Below are 16,533 nucleotides of genomic sequence, written 5' to 3'. Positions count from 1 at the left end.
CTTGCCAGTCACGGTTACGGACGGGCCCATGTACGCCGATGACGACGATTCGGGGCGCGAAACGGTGTACCTGCTAGGTTCGCGTGAGAATGCGCGCCGCCTCATGGCGGCCGTCGCACGGGATAGGGCCGTCGTCCCGGGCTGGCGAGCCTTACTAAGTCGATGGCCGAACTCGAGGAGATGGTCGGCGGCCAGGAGTGAGCTGCGATCCTGATGGGTAGGGCGACTTCGCTTTTGGGGCGGACTCCGATCGCTGGCGGTCAAGGTCCTGAAAGCCCGGTACCTGTAGCGATCTGGCGCCACTGCGGTGTTCTGGGTTTTCATTCAATTTGGACGTGCTGGTAGCGGGGGTGTAGCGGGGGGCGGTACGGTGCCGGTGTGCCGTTGAAGTTGGCGTCTAAGACGCAGGTTTCGGGTCATTTCTTTGTTCGGCGACGCTTGTCGTTTGCGTTGCTGCGCCGTTCGGTGAGCATGGAGATCAATCCGGTTCGCTGGCACCGCACGCTGTTGATGTTGTCGGCGGTGTTGGGTGTGGTGCTCGTGGTGGGGGCGTTCGTGTACGGGTGGTTTCGCCCGGCGGGGGTGATCGACGACTCGTCGAAGATCGTTGCTGATCGTTCGTCGGGGGCGTTGTTTGTGGTGGTCGACAAGCGACTGTATCCGGCGTTGAATCTGGTGTCGGCGCAGCTGATTGCTGGGTCGCCGGATCGGCCGACGTTTGTGGCATCGGGGGAGATTGCGAAGTGGCCCAAAGGGCCGACGGTGGGGATCCAGGGCGCTCCGGTGGAGACACCGGCGGTGGTGTCTCCGCAGGTTTCGCGCTGGGCTGTGTGCGACACGGCGCCGACGACGGTTGGTGGTTCGCCGTTGGTGACGGGCATCAATGGGCAGTTGTTGCTCGGGGAGGCGGCGGGAGAGCTCGCCGGCAGCGAGGCCTTGTTGTTGTCTTATGGGCCGCAGGTACACCTGGTGACTAATGGTGTTCGGATGCCGATTGATCTGTCTCAGTCCGCGGTCGCCGGGCCCCTGGGGATTGCGCCCGGGGCGCAGGCGACGGGGATGTCGCGGGCCCTTTTTGACGCGTTGCCGGCGGGGGGACCGCTGGCTGTTCCCGCGGTGCCTGGCGCCGGTGGGCCCGGTCAGGTGGATTTGGGGGCGGGGGTTGTTGTCGGTGCGGTGGTGGCGAGCCGGGATGTGGCTGCACAGTCGGACCGCTTTTATGTGGTGCTGGCAGATGGGGTTCAAGAGGTCTCGCCTGTGGTGGCTTCGATGCTGCGCCAGCATGATTCGTTTGGTTTAGCCACGCCGCCGCAGATATCGCCGGATCATTTGGCGCATATTCCGCTGCGTCATGTTCTTGATGTGGATTATTATCCGCGGTCGCCTGTGCGCCTGGTTGATGCGGGCAGTCGGCCGGTTTCGTGTGTGGCGTGGCAGTGGAGTGTGAGCGAGCGTCAGGCGCGGCTCGCGGTGATTTCGGGTCGGGGGTTGCCCATCCGCGCGGATCAGCGGGCGAAGATGGTGCCGTTGGTGGGTGCCGGCAATGGCGGGGTGCAAGCGAATCAGGTCTTGGTCGGTGATGGTGCATCGACGTTTGTTAGCACTACTGGTCAGGCATTGGATTCGCCTGCGCGCGAGACGATGTGGCTGACTAGCTCCACCGGGTCGCGCTATGGTGTGCCGTTTGACGACAATAGCGTGCAGGCGTTGGGGCTGGTGTTATCTCAGGTTCGTCCGGCGCCGTGGTCGATGCTGCAGGTGTGGCCTGCGGGACCGGAGTTGTCGCGGGCGGCCGCGTTGACGGTGCATAGCCCGTCGGACGCGGTGGCTGTGTTGCCGACGAAGACCAACGTACGGGCCGGCGGATAGGAGGGGGAGAAGGTTGTCGACGATTCGTTTCAGCCCGTCTCGGCGGCTGAGGGCGCCCAAAGTTGATGGCGGCATGCAGTCGGTACGCGATTCTCCGATCGCGCCGCGCCGGTTGCCGATGACGAAGGCGCAGATCATTTTGCCTGCAGTCATGGGCGCGGCGTTTTTGGGCATGATGGCCATGATCTTGACTCAACCGGGGCTGCGCTCGGGGCCGATGAGTTTGTTTTCGTTGTTTGTGCCGGTGATGATGATTGTGTCGTTCGCCGGGGTGTTTATGCAGGGCCGTTTTGGTGGCGGTGATAAGGCGTTGTCTCCGCAGGCGTTGGAAGAAGAGCGCCGTGCCTACATGGACGAGCTCGACCAGACACGTGATGTGATTCAAAGTGACGCCGAGCGTCAGTTCGCCAATTACCAGTTCTTGCATCCCGAACCGGCGATGCTGCGTGGGTTGGTCGGGTCGCCGCGGATGTGGGAGCGATCGGGTTCTGCTGAGGACTTGGCGATGCACTTTGGTTTTGTCCGTTTCGGAACCGGTACTTCGGATTTGGCGAAGAAGCTGGCTAAGCCTCGGTTGGGGGAGTCGGCCGATTATGAGCCAGTCTGCTATGACGCGCTGCGCAAGTTTTTGTTGGAGCAGTCCAAGATTAGTGGGATCGCTAAACCGCTGTCGCTCAAGGTGATTCCGCTGATGACGTTGGTGGGTGAGGATGGTCCGGACACAGTCCACGGTGTGGTGCGGGCGATGATTTGTCAGGCGGCCTGCTTCCATTCACCGCAGGACTTGAAAGTCATGGTCGTCACCGACGAACCAGCACGATGGGATTGGGTCAAGTGGTTGCCGCATTGCCAACACGACAAGCTCTTTGATAGTGGCGGGCCGTTGCGAATGGTGTGGACGTCGCCGACGGCGATGGATGCGGCGGTTGGTCACGAATTGCATGGCGCTCGAAAGAATTACGGGGACCCTGGCGCCGCGGACGGGGTACGTCCGCATTGGCTTGTGATCAACGACCAGCTCCGTGTGGATAGTGAATGGGACACGTTGAATCGCAGGGGCGTTGGGGGGGTCGCGGGCGTGACCTTTGTGCGTGTAGTGGTCAAGGAGGGCGCGGCGGATGACAACTGAGTTCACATTGCATGTCAAGCGCGACGGGGCATATGACGAGGAGGGGTTTTTCGCGCTCCCCGATACGCTGGACACGGCGTCCGCGGTCGCGTTTGCGCGCAAAATGGCTAGATACCATGCAGATTCGCGGGTAACGCAAAGTTCGACTGCCGCCGCATCGAAGGTCGTGGATCTGTATGAGATTCTCGGCCACGCTGATCCGGGCGATATCGATGTGGAGGAGGCCTGGGCGGCGACGCGGCTGGGTCCGCCGCTGCAAGACGACGAGGGCGAATTGCAGTGGGGTCGGGAGTGGATGCGGTTCCCGATCGGTATTGATCCACGCAATGGACAGCCCGTGGCCCTCGACTTGAAGGAGACTCACGAGTTCGAGGGGATGGGCCATCACGTCGTCGTCGTCGGCACGACTGGGAGTGGTAAATCGGTGTTTTTGACGGCGTTGATTACGTCGGCGTGTTTGACGCATTCGCCAGACTCGTTGAAGGTCGCGGTGTTTGACTTTAAGGGTAGTGCGTTGGCGCATTTGGTGGCGGGATTCCCGCACTGCGTCGCGGCGATGAGCAACTTGCGTAACGATCGCCTGTGGATTGTGAGGATGGAAGATGTCCTCTACGGCGAGATGGAGCGCCGCAAGTCTTGGCTTGACCGGGCTGGGGTCAGTGACATCGCTGAATATGAGTATTTGCGCATTCACAAGAAGGAGAAGTTGCGGCCGATGCCGCACCTGCTGCTGATTGTCGATGAGTTCACGCAGATGTTCGCTGAACATGACGGAGCCAAAGCGGTCATGGACGAGGTCGGCCGCCAGGGCCGCTCGCAGGGGCTTCGCCTCGTGATGGGGTCGCAGCGGCTGGGCCACCAGATGCAGGGCGGCATCATGAGTAACATCCCGGTGCGGGTGGCGCTGCGAACTGTCGGCGACACCGATTCCCACGAGGTGTTGGGTAGCGATGAGGCCAATCATCTGCCCAAAAAACCTGCTGGGGCTGGGCTTTTGAAGGTAGGTGCCAACAAGAACCTGACGAGGTTTCAGACGGCGTTCGTGCTCAAGAGCTATGTACCGCCCCAACGGGCAGCAGCTGCTGCGGCCAGGCAGGAAGCCGGTTACCTTGAGCCACAAGAGTTCCAGGCGGTCGGTATGCCTGCTCTGCAGATGGCCCGCGACGGCGAGGGCGAGCAGACCAAAATCCCGGAACCACGCGCCATCATTGGCGCCGATGGCCGCACCGTCAAACAGGTGCAGGCAACGGTGGATTGCTTGAATCGGCTGAATCTTCCTCCACTGCAAGCGATGTGGCTGCCGCCGCTGCAGCCGGTCCCCTGCTGATGAGCTGGTGCGGCGGTTGCGGGGCCAACCGTGGGATGTCGACTATGGCTCGGCCCAAAGCGAGCTCTCGAGGCTGATGTTTCCGGTCGGGATCGAAGACAGGCCGCGCGACCACCGCCAGCTTGTCTATGCGCCCAATCTGGCCGAAGGTAACTGCGCGGTCATTGGTATGGGGCAATCGGGTAAGACGGTGGCCATCGCGACGATGATCTCGGGTGCCGCTTTGTTGTATCATCCTCGGCGGCTTCAGTTCTACGTCATCGCACTCAGCGGGCCGGACCTCAACCTGGTAGCTGGTTTGCCGCACGTCGGTGGTTTCGCACGCGAGGTGGACCCCGAGCAGGTCAAACGAATCATCGCCGAGATGCTGGCGCTGATCGATCAGCGCGAGCAGGCGTTCACCAAGCTAGGTCTGACGCTAACCAAGCTGCGTGAACGCAAATTTGGCGGCGTGCCAGGTGAGGTGCCTCAAGACTCGTTCGGCGATGTGTTTTTGGTGATCGATGGCTGGCCAACGTTTGTGAAGAACTGGGAGCTGTTGGTTTCTGACGTGGAACGAATCTTGGCTAAAGGACCCGATGTTGGGGTGCACGCCATTGTGTCGACCAGTGGCTGGGTGGCCAACAAATTCCCGTCAGGAATGACCAAGAATTTCACCAGCAACGTGGAGCTCAAGCTCGGTGACAACGATGACATGACGGTCAACAATGTGAAGGTCGCGCGCGACGTTCCCTTCGGGGAGCAGAAGATGTTCCTCGACGAAGAGGACGACACTGGCGGTGAGGTCGAGCAGGTCAACGTGGTCAAGATCAGGGGCCGCGGCACGACGATGGAGGGGTACCATTTTCAGGCCGGGTTACCGGAGATAACCGTGCAAGGGCGGCGCGCCGACGTGGCAGCAGCCGTTGAGCCAATTCAGCGGCTCGCTGGACCTGACAGTGCGGCCGCGCGGGTACGGATGCTGCCCAAAATCGTCGGTATCGACGAGGTCTTCGCGCAATGGGAGCAGCGTGAGCATGGGCCGGGTGGGGTCGACTGGAGTGGTGTCGTGCCGTTCGGGATTTCAGAAATCGGTTTGGAGCCGGCGGTCGCGAACTTCGCTGCGACCCCGCATCTGCTGCTTACCGGTCGGCCTGAATGTGGATTGTCGAGCGGGTTGGCCACGGTGGCCCAAGCTGTGATGCGGGTGTACGGGCCCGAGCAGGCCCAGATCTATGTGGTGGACCCTCATAATGAGTTGCTGCGCGTGGTCGAAGGTGAACATTTGGGCGCCTACGTTTTCCGGGAGGACCAGGTGCGTGCCTTGGGTGACAGCCTGGGGGCGATCCTGACTGAACGTATGCCGATGACAGACCTAAGCCAGGCGGAGTTGGCTGCGGGGACGCGGCGTTGGAGCGGGCCAGAGATCTTTGTCTTCATCGATCGTGAAGAGACCCTTGCTAGTTGGGACACTGGTGGGTTCGTGGCAGGAACCGGATACCCGTTGGGCCCGCTGGCGCGGTTTATTGCGCGGGGTAAAGAGGTCGGCCTGCACCTGGTCGTGTCGCGGCGGATCGCTCAGTGGGGCCGCACGCTGACCAATCCGATAATCGGGGAGTTGCTCAAGGCCAAAGCACCTGTCGTGGTAATGGACGGCGACCCTGATGAAGGGCCGATCGTCGGCAAAACGAAAGCCGTGCCAGCTGACCCCGGTCGTGGCCTGTACGTCACTGACCGGATGGTGGCGCCGGTGCAGATCGCGTTCCCGGCGAGCGCCCATTGAGCGAGGATGACCCCGCGTGGCTGCTCGTCCACGCGGTGGAACAAGCCCGCTTAGAACAGGGGTTGTCCAAACATGATCTGGCACGCCTGGCGCGCGTGGCGCGGCCTACGATCTCGCGGCTGATCAACCATGGCATGGTCCCGTCTCGTGCGGCCACGCTGGATAGGATCGGCTCGGCGCTGGGCTGGGAGGCCGGGACGTGTGCGGCCTTGTTGGCCGGCCAACCCCTACCGGGTCCACGCGCGCCGGTGACTCGCTCGGCCCAGCTCGTCGCAGCGCGGCTCACCGAGATTGCCGAGGAGGCGCGGTCGGCCGCCGGTGCTGCCGAGCAGTCGATTCTGCGGCTGAAAACCATCGAGGAGCGTGCGCGTGCGGCTGCGCAGTTCGTGCTGGGCGGTTCAGTAGCTGATTAAGCGGTCGATCTGGACCGATTCATGCGTCGGCATGGGCCTTTGTCGCTCGGTGATGCGTGGCGGTATTTCGCCAGGTGAGCGGCGCCGTAGAGGGTGTCGGGAAACAGGGGGTGTTGCCTTGTGTGGAATGTCGGAGGTTTGGTTGCCGGTGTCCCTGGGGGCGGTTATCGTCGCATCAAACGGCGGCTTTATTGCTCGTGGGGCGAATGGGATATGTGGACAGGGGTGGGATTGCAATGATGTTCATTGAGGCGCCGGCGCTGGCGGCGCAGGCAGCATCAGAGGGCGCAGGCGGGGCGACCACGGCGGCCACTCTTGCCGCTGGGGCACCAGCGATGGGCGCTGTGCTGCCGATGGGCGGCGAGGAAGTGTCGGCAATGTTCGCTCAAGCTATCGCCGCGCACGGCGCGCAGTTCTTGGCGGCAGGTGCTCTAGGTGTGGCTCAGCGGGAGGCGTTCGCAGCCACCGTGGCTACGTCGGCGGCCACCTACACCGCTATGGATGCGGTCGGCAAGGCGCTGCTGTCGCTGTAGCGCGGCGGTGCACTGATGTACTGGGGTATCCCACCAGAGATCAACGCATTTCGGTTGACCAGGATGGGCGCGGGTCCAACGGCGCACGTCCCACAGATCACCGCCTACACGGCTGCTGCGGCCACGCACTTCGAGCAAGGGATGCAGCAGTCGGTGACCGCGATCGCGACCGCGCCGGTTTTCCAGGGCTCTGGCGGAATGGGGATGCTCGATAGTGCCACGCCGATGGCGGCCTGGCAGCAGACCGCCGGGCTGCATGCAGAGACTGCGGCGGCCACCATCCAAACTGGGTTGACTGCGTACAGCGCGGCCGTGTCCGCGACCATTCCTCATGAAGTGGTGGTGGCCAACCGGGTCCGCGAGGCCACTTTGGAATCAACAAATTTCATGGGGATCAACACCCCAGCGATCGCCGAGGCGAATGCTGAATATGGGGAGTATTGGTCGCAGAACGCCGGGGCCATGGTCGGCTACTTGGGCGCTATGGCCCCTGTCGTGAGCGCGCTGACCGTTCCCTTGCCGACGTTGCCTGATATGAGCAATCCGCTGGGGGCGACGGCCGGCTTGGCAGGGTTGGTCGGCGACGGGGTTGGTGCTGGCGTGCAGGCCTTAGGGTCGGGCATTAGCGCCGGTGGGGGAGTGGTGTCGGCTGGCAGTGGGATCAGCACAGGCGTGGCCACTGGGATCTCGAGCGGCGTGTTCAACGGCACGGGAGCAGGCGTGCAGGCCGCAGGGTCGCCCACTGGTGGGCAAACCCCGGCACCGCAGCCAGCGACCACCGGCACGACCGCGGGGCAGGGCGTGCCCGCAACGACGGGCACCGGCCAGGGCGTCACGAGTAACGCGCCGCAGGGAAAAGCTCCACCGTTGCAGGCGGGTCAAGGCGGTCAGCCGCCCCTGGAAGAGTCTGGACAGTCGTTGCTCGGCCAACTCACCCAGGCGCCAACCGAAATGATGAGTTCGCTCAGTTCACCACTGGAGTCACTGGGGCAGCTCCCGTCGAGTGCCAGTGGCCAACTAAGCGGCCTGATGGGCCCGTTGTCGGCGCTGACCGGTGGAATGTCCGGTGGATTGGGTGGGCCCCCAGCCGGGGGAGCACCGGGATTCAGCGCAGCCAGTGCACCGTGGTCGGGACTAAGTGGCGCCAACGGCGGCTTCGCCGGGGGCGCGTCAGCGGTTGCCGCGGCGTTGACGAAACCGTCTGCTGGCGGGCTAGGTGGGCCTGTGGGCGTGCCGGGCGGCTGGTGGGCCGACGTGGCTGATGGCGCTGAAACAGACGAGCAACCGGCTGCGGGACTGCGAAGCGGCGCGGCAGCGGGCAGAGGAGCCATGGCGCCCGGAATGTATGGACCCATGGCGGCAACGGGGCGCTCCGGACGCGGCAGTGAATATGCCGATGTCAGCGAGCAGGATAAGACGATCACGCTACCGGCCTCCGCGCATGCGGCGCCGGTGCTCACGTCTGAGGGCGTGGTCCACGTCGGGCAGGGAGGATAACTCCCGGCAGGGGCCCGGGTCATTGCTGAACTGATCGAACCAGCGGTAACCACTTGCTAGTGAAGGAGATACACCATCATGGCGTTGAACGCCGATGTCGCCCAGATGCTTTCGGGCGCAAGTCAATTGTCGAACATTCAACAAGAGGTGCTGTCGGCGTTGGGCCGTTATGTCACCATGAACCAGAACCTCACCGGTACTGGGTTTAGTGGTGATGCGGCGCTGGCCTCCATGGCCACCACCGAGGACATCAACCGGACCGGCCAACAGGTCAGCCAGCGGTTTCAGAGCGTCATCGACATAATGAAGCGCTCGGCGCACCAGTACCAAGAAACGAACGCGCAGAACCGCGCGGCGCTGGGCTCCATCCAGTCGACCTGACCGCGGCCAATCTTTCAGACATCGAACGACTTTCAGAGGAGAATGGTTATGGATTCAATGCGTTACGACCACGCCATGATCGCCGATCACGTGTCGGCCCAGGCGCAGCTGGTCGCTCACATGAACGATCTGCGTACCCGGGCCATGGGAACAATCAACCAGGTCGCCACAGTCTGGACGCAGCATGGTTCTGACGCTGCCCAGGTCGCCATGCACGAGATCGATCAGGCGTTCCAGGCGGTGTTCACCACGATCGAGCGCCATGGACAGGCCCAGGGGCACGCGTCGACGAATGCGCTGGGCACCGACCACGCGGTCCAGGCTGGTTTCCGGGGCTTGTGACCGAGACCGGAACCGCGGTTGCAGCGCGGCTGTCGACCACGTCGGAAGGTTTGTGGTTGACAGCCGCGCTTTGCGGTGTGGCTCAATTGCCACCTGCCCTCAAGATCCGGCCCATTGGGGCGGTGCAGGCCACCATCGCGGCTCACCCCGGGATGGAGGTGCTCGAAAACGCGGGGATTTGTCAGGGCGGCGAGGTTGACCCCAGCGTGGCCTCTTGGGTGCGGGCCTTGGGGCGTCCCGACGTCGAGATTGACGTGACGATTACCCGCCCCGAGATCCGACCGGAGCGGCTTGAAGGCCCACCAGCGGTCTTCACCGCCCCGGAGGACGCGATTGAGGCCGCCGAGGCGCTGGCACGGTGGTACGCCCAGCGGCCTCCCCAGCGAGTTGTGACATTGTGCCGGCGCGATAACGCGTGGGTGGCCGCCGCGCGGCTCTGGCGCCCGGGCCAAGACACCAGCGATGAGGTTGTGGTCACCCCGCTGGGTGGGACCGAGATCGCGCACGTCGTCGTCGACACGATAGGGCCGGCCGACCCGGCCCAATTCCACGGCATCAATAGCGAAGCAGCGGTACTCAATACAGTTCTGTCGGCCTGGCAGGCCAACCCCGCCATCGACATCATCGCGGGCCTCGTAGAGGTTGGACTTTCAGTTCCCCAGGCGCGGCTAGTCGAAGCGGTCGCCGACCGGGGCACCACCCGCGCGGTTATCGGCGCGGCCGAATTCTCTATCAGTGGCCCGGCGCGGGCGCCGATGGCGGTGACCGTGGCTGACACCTTGATCGGCCGCGTCGTTGTCAGCAACAGCGTTGGTCCTGACGGCAGGCAATGGACCACACTGCTGCCCGGCGCCGATCACGCAATCCACACGGCTGTGGTCGAGCTGCTCGAAACTTTGCCCTCGGGACGCGGCTGGGCGACTCATCAGCGGACATAAAATTTCGATACAGGCGAATATGGTGTCCGTTGTAGACGGATGAAAACCGTGGTTGTTACTGTCGCGCTGTGGCCAAATTATGTGGCGCTAAGCGAAATTCGAATACGTCTGGTGACGAGGGGACACGGTATGACAAGTCCGCATGAGCGTGAGGAACGCGACTTTTTCAATGGCCTGGCGGCAGGTCCGCCGCCCGAGACGCAGCCCGCGCCAGGCGCAGTTGAGCCCAGCCATCCCAACAACAGCGGCGAACCGACGAGCGATGATGGGCGGCCGCGGTTTTCACCCCCGGAGGCCGCTCTTGGGCTCCCCGCCCAGGATGCGACGCCGGCGCCGTCTTCGGCGCCCCAACAAGCCCCGGGTTGGCAGCCGCCGCGGTTTTCGCCCCCGGAGGGCACCTTGGCACCCCAGGGCCAAGACACCCCTCCGCCACCTCCGTGGGCGCAGCAGGCCGGTCCCCATCAGCAGGGGACGCCCAGCGAAAGCTACGGTTCCTCAAGTCAATTGGGCCGCCCACCGCAGGGAGTGTCGGAGGCGGCGCTCGGTGGGCGTCACGGCGCACCGCAGCCAGCCGGTCACGCAGATCCCAGCCAGGTTGCGCGTCCGTATCCGCCGGCAGAAGAACATGGTTGGCGTGCGCCAACACCCCAACCGTCGCCTCGCACCGCGGGCACGCCACGGTCTTCGGACGCGCTGCGAGAGCACCTGCGCGCCACGGACTTGATTGCCCCACACAAGGAGGCGCCATCCAAGGGGTGGCGCAGGGCGTTGCTCAAGGTTTCTGGTGGGCTGATTAACGTCGGTGAGTCCAGCGACGAGCGCACAGTGCGTGGCCTCAAGGCTGCGATCGGGGCCAATTTGCGTGGCACTTATACCGTCGTGGTGCTTGGTGGCAAGGGCGGTTCGGGCAAGACCGCGATGACTGTCGCGACCGCCAGTGAGTTTGCACGCAATCGTAACGACCAAGTGGTCGCTGTCGACGCCGATCCGGCACAGGCCGCAAATTTGGCGGCTCGGGTGGATCCCAAGGCGTCATCGCTGCGTGCGATTAACGACGACCTTAATCTTCATCGCTACGCCGATGTTGGGGCCTTGACGGGCCACAACCAAGTTGGTTTAGACGTTGTGGCTTCCCCGCGCCATGGAGGCGCTCGCGGGGAGGGGTTGACCGCTGATGAGTTCAGCAAGGGCCATATGCGTCTACAACGGTTCTACAGTGTGCTTTTCGTTGACTGCGGTGTCGATCTCGAACACGAGGTGATGAAGGGTGTGTTCGAGCGCGCCGATGCGGTGTTGATGGTGGCCTCGGCCGTCCCGGACGGCGCCGAAGGCGCGAGCACCAATTTCGAGTGGTTGCGCGACGAAGGCTATCACCAGTTGCTGTCGCGAACAGTGTTGGTGATCAACCACATTCGCCCGGCGCGCAATCGGAAGGATCGTAAGGAGGCGGCCAAACTGGTCGCCACACTCAGGGAGCATTTCGGGAGCTGGGTCAAAAACGATCGCATTATCGAGGTACCCTTTGACCCCCACATCGCCTCGGCGGGCGAGTTGGACCTTCGAAGGGTCAACCCTAAGACCGCCAGGGCGGTGCTTAAGACCGCCGCCGCATTGGCGGCAGGGTTCTCGACAGCGGCCGATGCCCGATGACCACCGCCAATTCCGCACAACAGGCGCCGGAAGTCCCTCGGCTGTGCAAGGTTCATTTGCTGGTCGGGGATGACACGCTCATCGATTACGTCCTGCCTGCTGGGGTGGCGTTGATTGCGGTGATCGAGGACCTCATCCCGCGGGTCAATGCGATTCTCAAAGATCGCGGGCGGGCACCTCTTGATGACACGTTGACCTTTCAACTGTGCCGTGCAGACGCCACTCCGCTCGATCCGCAGCGATCCCTTGATGACAGCCGTGTCTACGACGGGGACTTGTTGTGTCTCTTGCCTACTGACGCCACCGAACGCTTCGCACCTGTCATTGAGGAGGTGTCGACGGCGCTGGCTCGTTCAGCACGCCAGCAGTTCGCCACAGTCGATGTCACGGTCGCGCGTCGGGTAGCCGGGGGGCTTTTCGCAGCGCTGGTCGCGTGGGCCGAGGTGATGTTGGCGCAGTTGTGGTGGCAACAGCACGGCTGGCTGCCCGCGGCGGTGTCGTGGGGATTAGCCGCCGTTTTCTTGGTGTCGGCGAGGGCGGCGACGCGGGCACGAGATGAGCAGCGACGCCGATCGGCGGACTTCCTGGTGTGGTCGGCGCTGATTTGCGCCGGTGCAGGCGCGGCGATGTCGGTGCCGGGACCACCCGGTGGCTGGCATGTGGTGGCCGCGACGGCCACCGTGTTGGCCGGCGTGGCGGCATTGACGATGCTGACCGGCCGCTATCTGACTGTGTTTGCGGGGATGGCTGTGGTCGGGTTATCTGCGGGCGCGGTGGCGGCGATCCACGCCAGCGGTTGGCGAGTGCTGCCAGCGCATCTGGCGGTCGTCTTCTTGGTAGCGGACCTGGTGCTAGTGACGTTTGCAACCAGCATCGGGATCGTGGGGGCCGGAGTGCCCGGGCCATGGTTTCCTTCGGTCACTAACCGGGGGGTGTTTGAGACTCGAGAAGGCGCTGCCCTAAACACGGTGTCGCCGGTGGAGCGTCCGGGCAATGAAACCGTTGAGCAGATCGCGACGTGGGCTCGGCGCGGCACCGCCATCGTGACGGGTCTGCTGGCTGGCGGCGCTGTGGTGTTGGTGGCGGCCGCGCGCTATGCAGTGATGCCCGAAACTGGCGGCGGGTGGCGGTTTTTGGCATTCACGTTGGGGATTTGCGCAATCTTTCTGCTCCGGGCGCGCTCGTTTGTTGATCGCAATCAATCGGTGATGCTGGCCGTTGGTGCGGTCGTCGCGGTAGCGGTGGTGATCGGACGATACGCAAGCGCTCCCAACCCGGCTTCGCCGGTTGTCACCCTGATATGTGTTGGCGCAGCGCTAATGTTGGCCGGGGCGGGCCTGCTTGGAGCGCTGGTGGTGCCCAATGCGCGGATCAGCGCACCGGTAAACCGCGCCGTCGAAGTCAGCGAGTACATTCTGCTGATTTTCGTTGTGCCATGGGCGATCTGGCTGCTGAATCTGCTGTGGGTGGTACGAAATGCGGTCCACGGCTGATGATTAAAGCCGTGAGTACGCTGGGCGCGATCGGGCTCGCCGCAGCACTGGTTGCCGTATCTGGCGGCGTGGCCGGCGCGATTGATCCCCCGGTGGTGCCGCCTGGGCCACCCCCGCCCGATCCCGCACCCGGGCCGGATCAGCCGATGCGCCAGATCGCGGCGTGCACAACAACCGGCGTGTTGCCCGGCAGTGATTTGCGTGAGTTGCCCGCGGCGCTGCAGCTGATGAACATGCCAGAAGCGTGGAAAGAATCCACCGGTGTTGGCGTGGTCGTCGGGGTTATCGATACCGGCGTGGCTGCACAACCTCGGCTGCCGCACCTAGTTTCTGGCGGGGACTATGTCATGGGCCCGTTTGGCGACGGCTTATCGGATTGCGACGGGCACGGCACAGTAGTGGCTTCACTGATTGGGGCGGCGCCTTCAGGGCTCGCACTGGTCCCCAAGCCGGCGTGGGCGGCGCCTGCGGCCCCGCCGGCCGGGGCTCCGCCGCCGCGCGCGATTCCACCGCCACCGCCTCCGCCGACGGTCACGGTGACCCAAACGGTGGCGCCGCCGCCGCCACCACCGCCGCCGCCGCCGCCGCCCGACGAGCCATCATGGGTGGGTATGCCGCCGTCTCCGGTTACTCTCGGCCACGCTCGCGGGCCGGCGCCGCTGGAACCGTCGCCCGGTGGTGGTCCAGACGGGCTGATCGGCATCGCCCCAGACGCGGTGCTGCTGTCGATTCGCCAGACCGCGCAGACTTTCGGCCTGGTTGATCCCGGCGTGGTCGACAACCCCGAGGATGTTCGCCGCGCCGGTGACATCAATTCGTTGGCTCGCGCGATCGTGCACGCGGCGAATCTGGGCGTCAAAGTGATCAACATCAGTGTGGTGTCGTGCATCTCGACAGCCAAGCCCCAGGATCAAAGCGCCTTGGCCGACGCGGTCCACTATGCCGCGGTTGACCGCGACGTGGTGATCGTGACCGCGGCGGGCAACGTTCATGCCCAGGGCTGCAATGGGCAAAACCCGGACCCATTACCGGGTGATCCCACTCGGGGGTGGTCGTCAGTCAAAACGATCGCCACCCCAGCATGGTTTAGCGACTACGCGTTGGCGGTGTCGGCCACCGATTCGACCGGCGTTCCCGCCAGCGGCGACGCCGCCTCATTGCACGGCCCGTGGGTAGGACTGGCTGCGCCGGGAGCCGACATCGTGGGGCTGTCGACGAGCGGGCAGGTGATCAACGGTTCAGTCGATGACGACAAGCTGCACCCTATCGCTGGTAGCTCGTTTAGCTCGGCGTTCGTCGGGGGAGTGGCGGCTTTGGTGCGGGCCAAATTTCCCAACCTGACAGCCCATCAAGTGATCCACCGGTTAGAGGCCACCGCGCACCCTCCCGCTGGTGGACGTGACAACGTGGTCGGTTATGGAACTGTGGACCCCGTTGCGGCGCTGACCTGGGATGTGCCGCCGGGTGAGACGTTTGCCCCCGGGGTTCAGCGCGCCCAGTTGAAAGTGCCGGCCCCGCCCCCGCCACGCGACGCACGTCCGGGCTGGGTCGCGATGGCCATCACCGGTCTCGCCGTCGTCAGCGTATTGGGACTTGCTGTGGGCCTGACCGTCTCGCGTCGCAGGGAGCGAATCTGATGAAGCAACGGTTTGTCTCGGCCCGTATCGCACCCCGCGCCGTGGTCACCGGCGAAGTGGTCGCAGGTCTGGTTGCGCTGGCACTGAGCGCCACGCTGGATTCGTGGCCGATCGCCGTCGCCAGCGGCGCCGCGACCGGACTGGTGATCTGTGTGCTGACCTTCCGGGAGCGCACCGTGTGGCAGTGGGCGTGGCGGGCCATGTCCTGGACGCGCCGCCGGGTGCGCAGACTCCAGCTGCCTCAACCGGTCGATGTCACCCTCAACGAGCACACAGTCGGTGTTGTGATCGACGGGCACACCGTGTCCACGATGATCACTGTGCTGGGCAAGCCTTACATCCCCACCCTATTGCACGCCGACCACACCAAAACACTTAATACCGTGCCGATTAGCGTAATCGCACAAGAGATGCAGCGCTGCGGGTTGAGTGTTGATGTCGACATCATCTGCGAGGGCAGCCGCACAGCCAGAGACAACTATGCCGAACTGTATGAAGCGGCGCTACGGGGGCTGCCGGCGGCCGGTCAGCGTAGCGTGACGTTGGTAGTCCGCTTCGATACGCGCAGCGACCGCATTCTGCCTGGACTGCTGTGGCGGCGAGACACGATCGGCGCGGCGGTGGCGGCTTCTCAGCGCATCACCAGAGCGCTGTGCCAAACAAACTGTCGTGCAAGGCTTTTGACCGCAGCGCAGATGAACGACGCGGTAGCGGCCAGCCTGGGTGGGCCCGAAAACGCGACAGCTTCTTACCAGGACCGCTGGACGAATCTGCAGCGCGGCGGGAAGGCCTATGTCACAGCGTATTTCTTCAGCGCCAGTGACGTGCGCTCTGCTCAACTCGACGACGTGTGGGCCTACCAGAGCGACCACACGACCCTGGTGATCGCGTTGCGCAGCGATCCTGCCGGCGTGCGGGCTTCAGCCCTCGTCCGGTTGACCACCGTGCAACCGCTTGCCAGCTCGCCGCGGCTGGTGCTCAACCCGATGGCGGGCCGACAGTGGGAAGCGTTGGCGCTGACCTTGCCTGGGTGCAGGCGGCTGAGGTTGCCATCAACGCCAGTAACTACCGAACTCAACACAGCTGTCGTAGCCGGCGCATCGGGTGTTCTGCTGGGTGAACTGCGAGACGCTATGCTGTTGATGCCGATATCAGATCCCGCGGCCCCCACCCGAATTGCTCTGCACGCCGATGATGACCAGGCGGTGAAACGGCTGATTCGCCGGGCGGCCGCAGCAGGCGAACAGGTCGCCGTTTACGACCCCACTGGGCGTTGGACAATGACGTCTGCTTCCCCACGGATCTGGACGACGCGCGACGTCACAGCCCAGCCGCCACGTCCTCCGACGATGGTGGTACACAATGGTCGCGTCAACAACTACCCACCCGCGCGCACATCGATCACGGTCGGCGATGTGCCCGCCAGCGCTGCACCCGATATCCGTATCGAACAGCGGGGCGAGCGAATCACCGTGAAAACACAGCGTTTTCGCACCACGTTGAGGTCTGTGACATTCCGCAACGAGGATGCTTATCTGCGGTAATCGATCCTCCCAATGTGG

General features: G+C 64.0%; 14 protein-coding genes and 1 pseudogene. All 15 read left to right on the top strand.

What is annotated here, in order from left to right; translation table 11 throughout:
• Positions 1-28 precede the first annotated feature (28 nt).
• Positions 29-201 (top strand): annotated as a pseudogene (locus tag I2456_RS28785) (type II toxin-antitoxin system prevent-host-death family antitoxin); the annotation flags it as partial.
• A 177-nt stretch (positions 202-378) separates the two neighbouring features.
• Positions 379-1,869, top strand: a complete 1,491-nt coding sequence (eccB, locus tag I2456_RS24530; protein ID WP_007172147.1) for a type VII secretion protein EccB — start codon at positions 379-381, stop codon at positions 1,867-1,869.
• A gap of 73 nt (positions 1,870-1,942) precedes the next feature.
• On the top strand, positions 1,943-2,998 hold the full coding sequence (locus I2456_RS24525) for a hypothetical protein (RefSeq protein WP_007172148.1): 1,056 nt from the start codon (positions 1,943-1,945) through the stop codon (positions 2,996-2,998).
• A complete protein-coding gene (locus tag I2456_RS24520) occupies positions 2,988-4,325 on the top strand; it encodes an FtsK/SpoIIIE domain-containing protein (protein ID WP_139823271.1) in 1,338 nt (445 codons plus the stop codon). The genes I2456_RS24525 and I2456_RS24520 overlap by 11 nt, the downstream gene beginning before the upstream one ends.
• 7 nt (positions 4,326-4,332) lie before the next feature.
• Positions 4,333-6,087, top strand: a complete 1,755-nt coding sequence (gene eccCb / locus I2456_RS24515; protein WP_163703898.1) for a type VII secretion protein EccCb — start codon at positions 4,333-4,335, stop codon at positions 6,085-6,087.
• Positions 6,084-6,500, top strand: a complete 417-nt coding sequence (locus I2456_RS24510) for a helix-turn-helix domain-containing protein (RefSeq protein ID WP_007172150.1) — start codon at positions 6,084-6,086, stop codon at positions 6,498-6,500. Before eccCb ends, I2456_RS24510 begins: the two co-directional genes overlap by 4 nt.
• A gap of 239 nt (positions 6,501-6,739) precedes the next feature.
• The gene (locus I2456_RS24505) at positions 6,740-7,033 is read left to right on the top strand and encodes a PE domain-containing protein (protein WP_101930858.1); all 294 of its coding nucleotides are present in this window, start codon (positions 6,740-6,742) and stop codon (positions 7,031-7,033) included.
• A gap of 15 nt (positions 7,034-7,048) precedes the next feature.
• The gene (locus I2456_RS24500) at positions 7,049-8,530 is read left to right on the top strand and encodes a PPE family protein (protein ID WP_007172152.1); all 1,482 of its coding nucleotides are present in this window, start codon (positions 7,049-7,051) and stop codon (positions 8,528-8,530) included.
• A gap of 78 nt (positions 8,531-8,608) precedes the next feature.
• Entirely contained in the window at positions 8,609-8,911 is a 303-nt protein-coding gene (locus I2456_RS24495) for a WXG100 family type VII secretion target (RefSeq protein WP_007172153.1), read from the top strand.
• Between the two features lie 48 nt (positions 8,912-8,959).
• Positions 8,960-9,253 carry a hypothetical protein gene (locus I2456_RS24490; RefSeq protein WP_042910680.1) on the top strand — a complete coding sequence of 98 codons (294 nt, stop codon included), beginning with the start codon at positions 8,960-8,962 and terminating at the stop codon, positions 9,251-9,253.
• Positions 9,254-9,309: 56 nt separating this feature from the next.
• On the top strand, positions 9,310-10,191 hold the full coding sequence (locus tag I2456_RS24485) for an ESX secretion-associated protein EspG (RefSeq protein ID WP_157859019.1): 882 nt from the start codon (positions 9,310-9,312) through the stop codon (positions 10,189-10,191).
• A 768-nt stretch (positions 10,192-10,959) separates the two neighbouring features.
• Positions 10,960-11,841, top strand: a complete 882-nt coding sequence (locus tag I2456_RS24480; RefSeq protein ID WP_007172156.1) for a MinD/ParA family ATP-binding protein — start codon at positions 10,960-10,962, stop codon at positions 11,839-11,841.
• Positions 11,838-13,334, top strand: coding sequence for a type VII secretion integral membrane protein EccD (eccD, locus tag I2456_RS24475; RefSeq protein ID WP_007172157.1), 1,497 nt, complete (start codon positions 11,838-11,840; stop codon positions 13,332-13,334). The genes I2456_RS24480 and eccD overlap by 4 nt, the downstream gene beginning before the upstream one ends.
• The gene (locus I2456_RS24470) at positions 13,334-14,971 is read left to right on the top strand and encodes a S8 family serine peptidase (RefSeq protein ID WP_040624272.1); all 1,638 of its coding nucleotides are present in this window, start codon (positions 13,334-13,336) and stop codon (positions 14,969-14,971) included. Before eccD ends, I2456_RS24470 begins: the two co-directional genes overlap by 1 nt.
• The gene (gene eccE / locus I2456_RS24465) at positions 14,971-16,515 is read left to right on the top strand and encodes a type VII secretion protein EccE (RefSeq protein ID WP_007172159.1); all 1,545 of its coding nucleotides are present in this window, start codon (positions 14,971-14,973) and stop codon (positions 16,513-16,515) included. Before I2456_RS24470 ends, eccE begins: the two co-directional genes overlap by 1 nt.
• Positions 16,516-16,533 lie beyond the last annotated feature (18 nt).

Origin of the sequence: Mycobacterium kubicae, assembly GCF_015689175.1 — a bacterium.
Taxonomy (GTDB): domain Bacteria; phylum Actinomycetota; class Actinomycetes; order Mycobacteriales; family Mycobacteriaceae; genus Mycobacterium; species Mycobacterium kubicae.
The sequence above is the reverse complement of the archived record's forward strand: the minus strand, read 5'-3'. Positions and strand labels throughout refer to the sequence as shown.

What these genes read in the sequence shown, in the direction of transcription:
- I2456_RS24525 (WP_007172148.1), top strand. Translation starts at nt 1,943, where the DNA reads ATGCAGTCGGTACGCGATTCTCCGATCGCGCCGCGCCGGTTGCCGATG.
- I2456_RS24520 (WP_139823271.1), top strand. Translation starts at nt 2,988, where the DNA reads ATGACAACTGAGTTCACATTGCATGTCAAGCGCGACGGGGCATATGAC.
- I2456_RS24505 (WP_101930858.1), top strand. Translation starts at nt 6,740, where the DNA reads ATGTTCATTGAGGCGCCGGCGCTGGCGGCGCAGGCAGCATCAGAGGGC.
- I2456_RS24500 (WP_007172152.1), top strand. Translation starts at nt 7,049, where the DNA reads ATGTACTGGGGTATCCCACCAGAGATCAACGCATTTCGGTTGACCAGG.
- I2456_RS24495 (WP_007172153.1), top strand. Translation starts at nt 8,609, where the DNA reads ATGGCGTTGAACGCCGATGTCGCCCAGATGCTTTCGGGCGCAAGTCAA.
- I2456_RS24490 (WP_042910680.1), top strand. Translation starts at nt 8,960, where the DNA reads ATGGATTCAATGCGTTACGACCACGCCATGATCGCCGATCACGTGTCG.
- eccD (WP_007172157.1), top strand. Translation starts at nt 11,838, where the DNA reads ATGACCACCGCCAATTCCGCACAACAGGCGCCGGAAGTCCCTCGGCTG.
- I2456_RS24470 (WP_040624272.1), top strand. Translation starts at nt 13,334, where the DNA reads ATGATTAAAGCCGTGAGTACGCTGGGCGCGATCGGGCTCGCCGCAGCA.
- eccE (WP_007172159.1), top strand. Translation starts at nt 14,971, where the DNA reads ATGAAGCAACGGTTTGTCTCGGCCCGTATCGCACCCCGCGCCGTGGTC.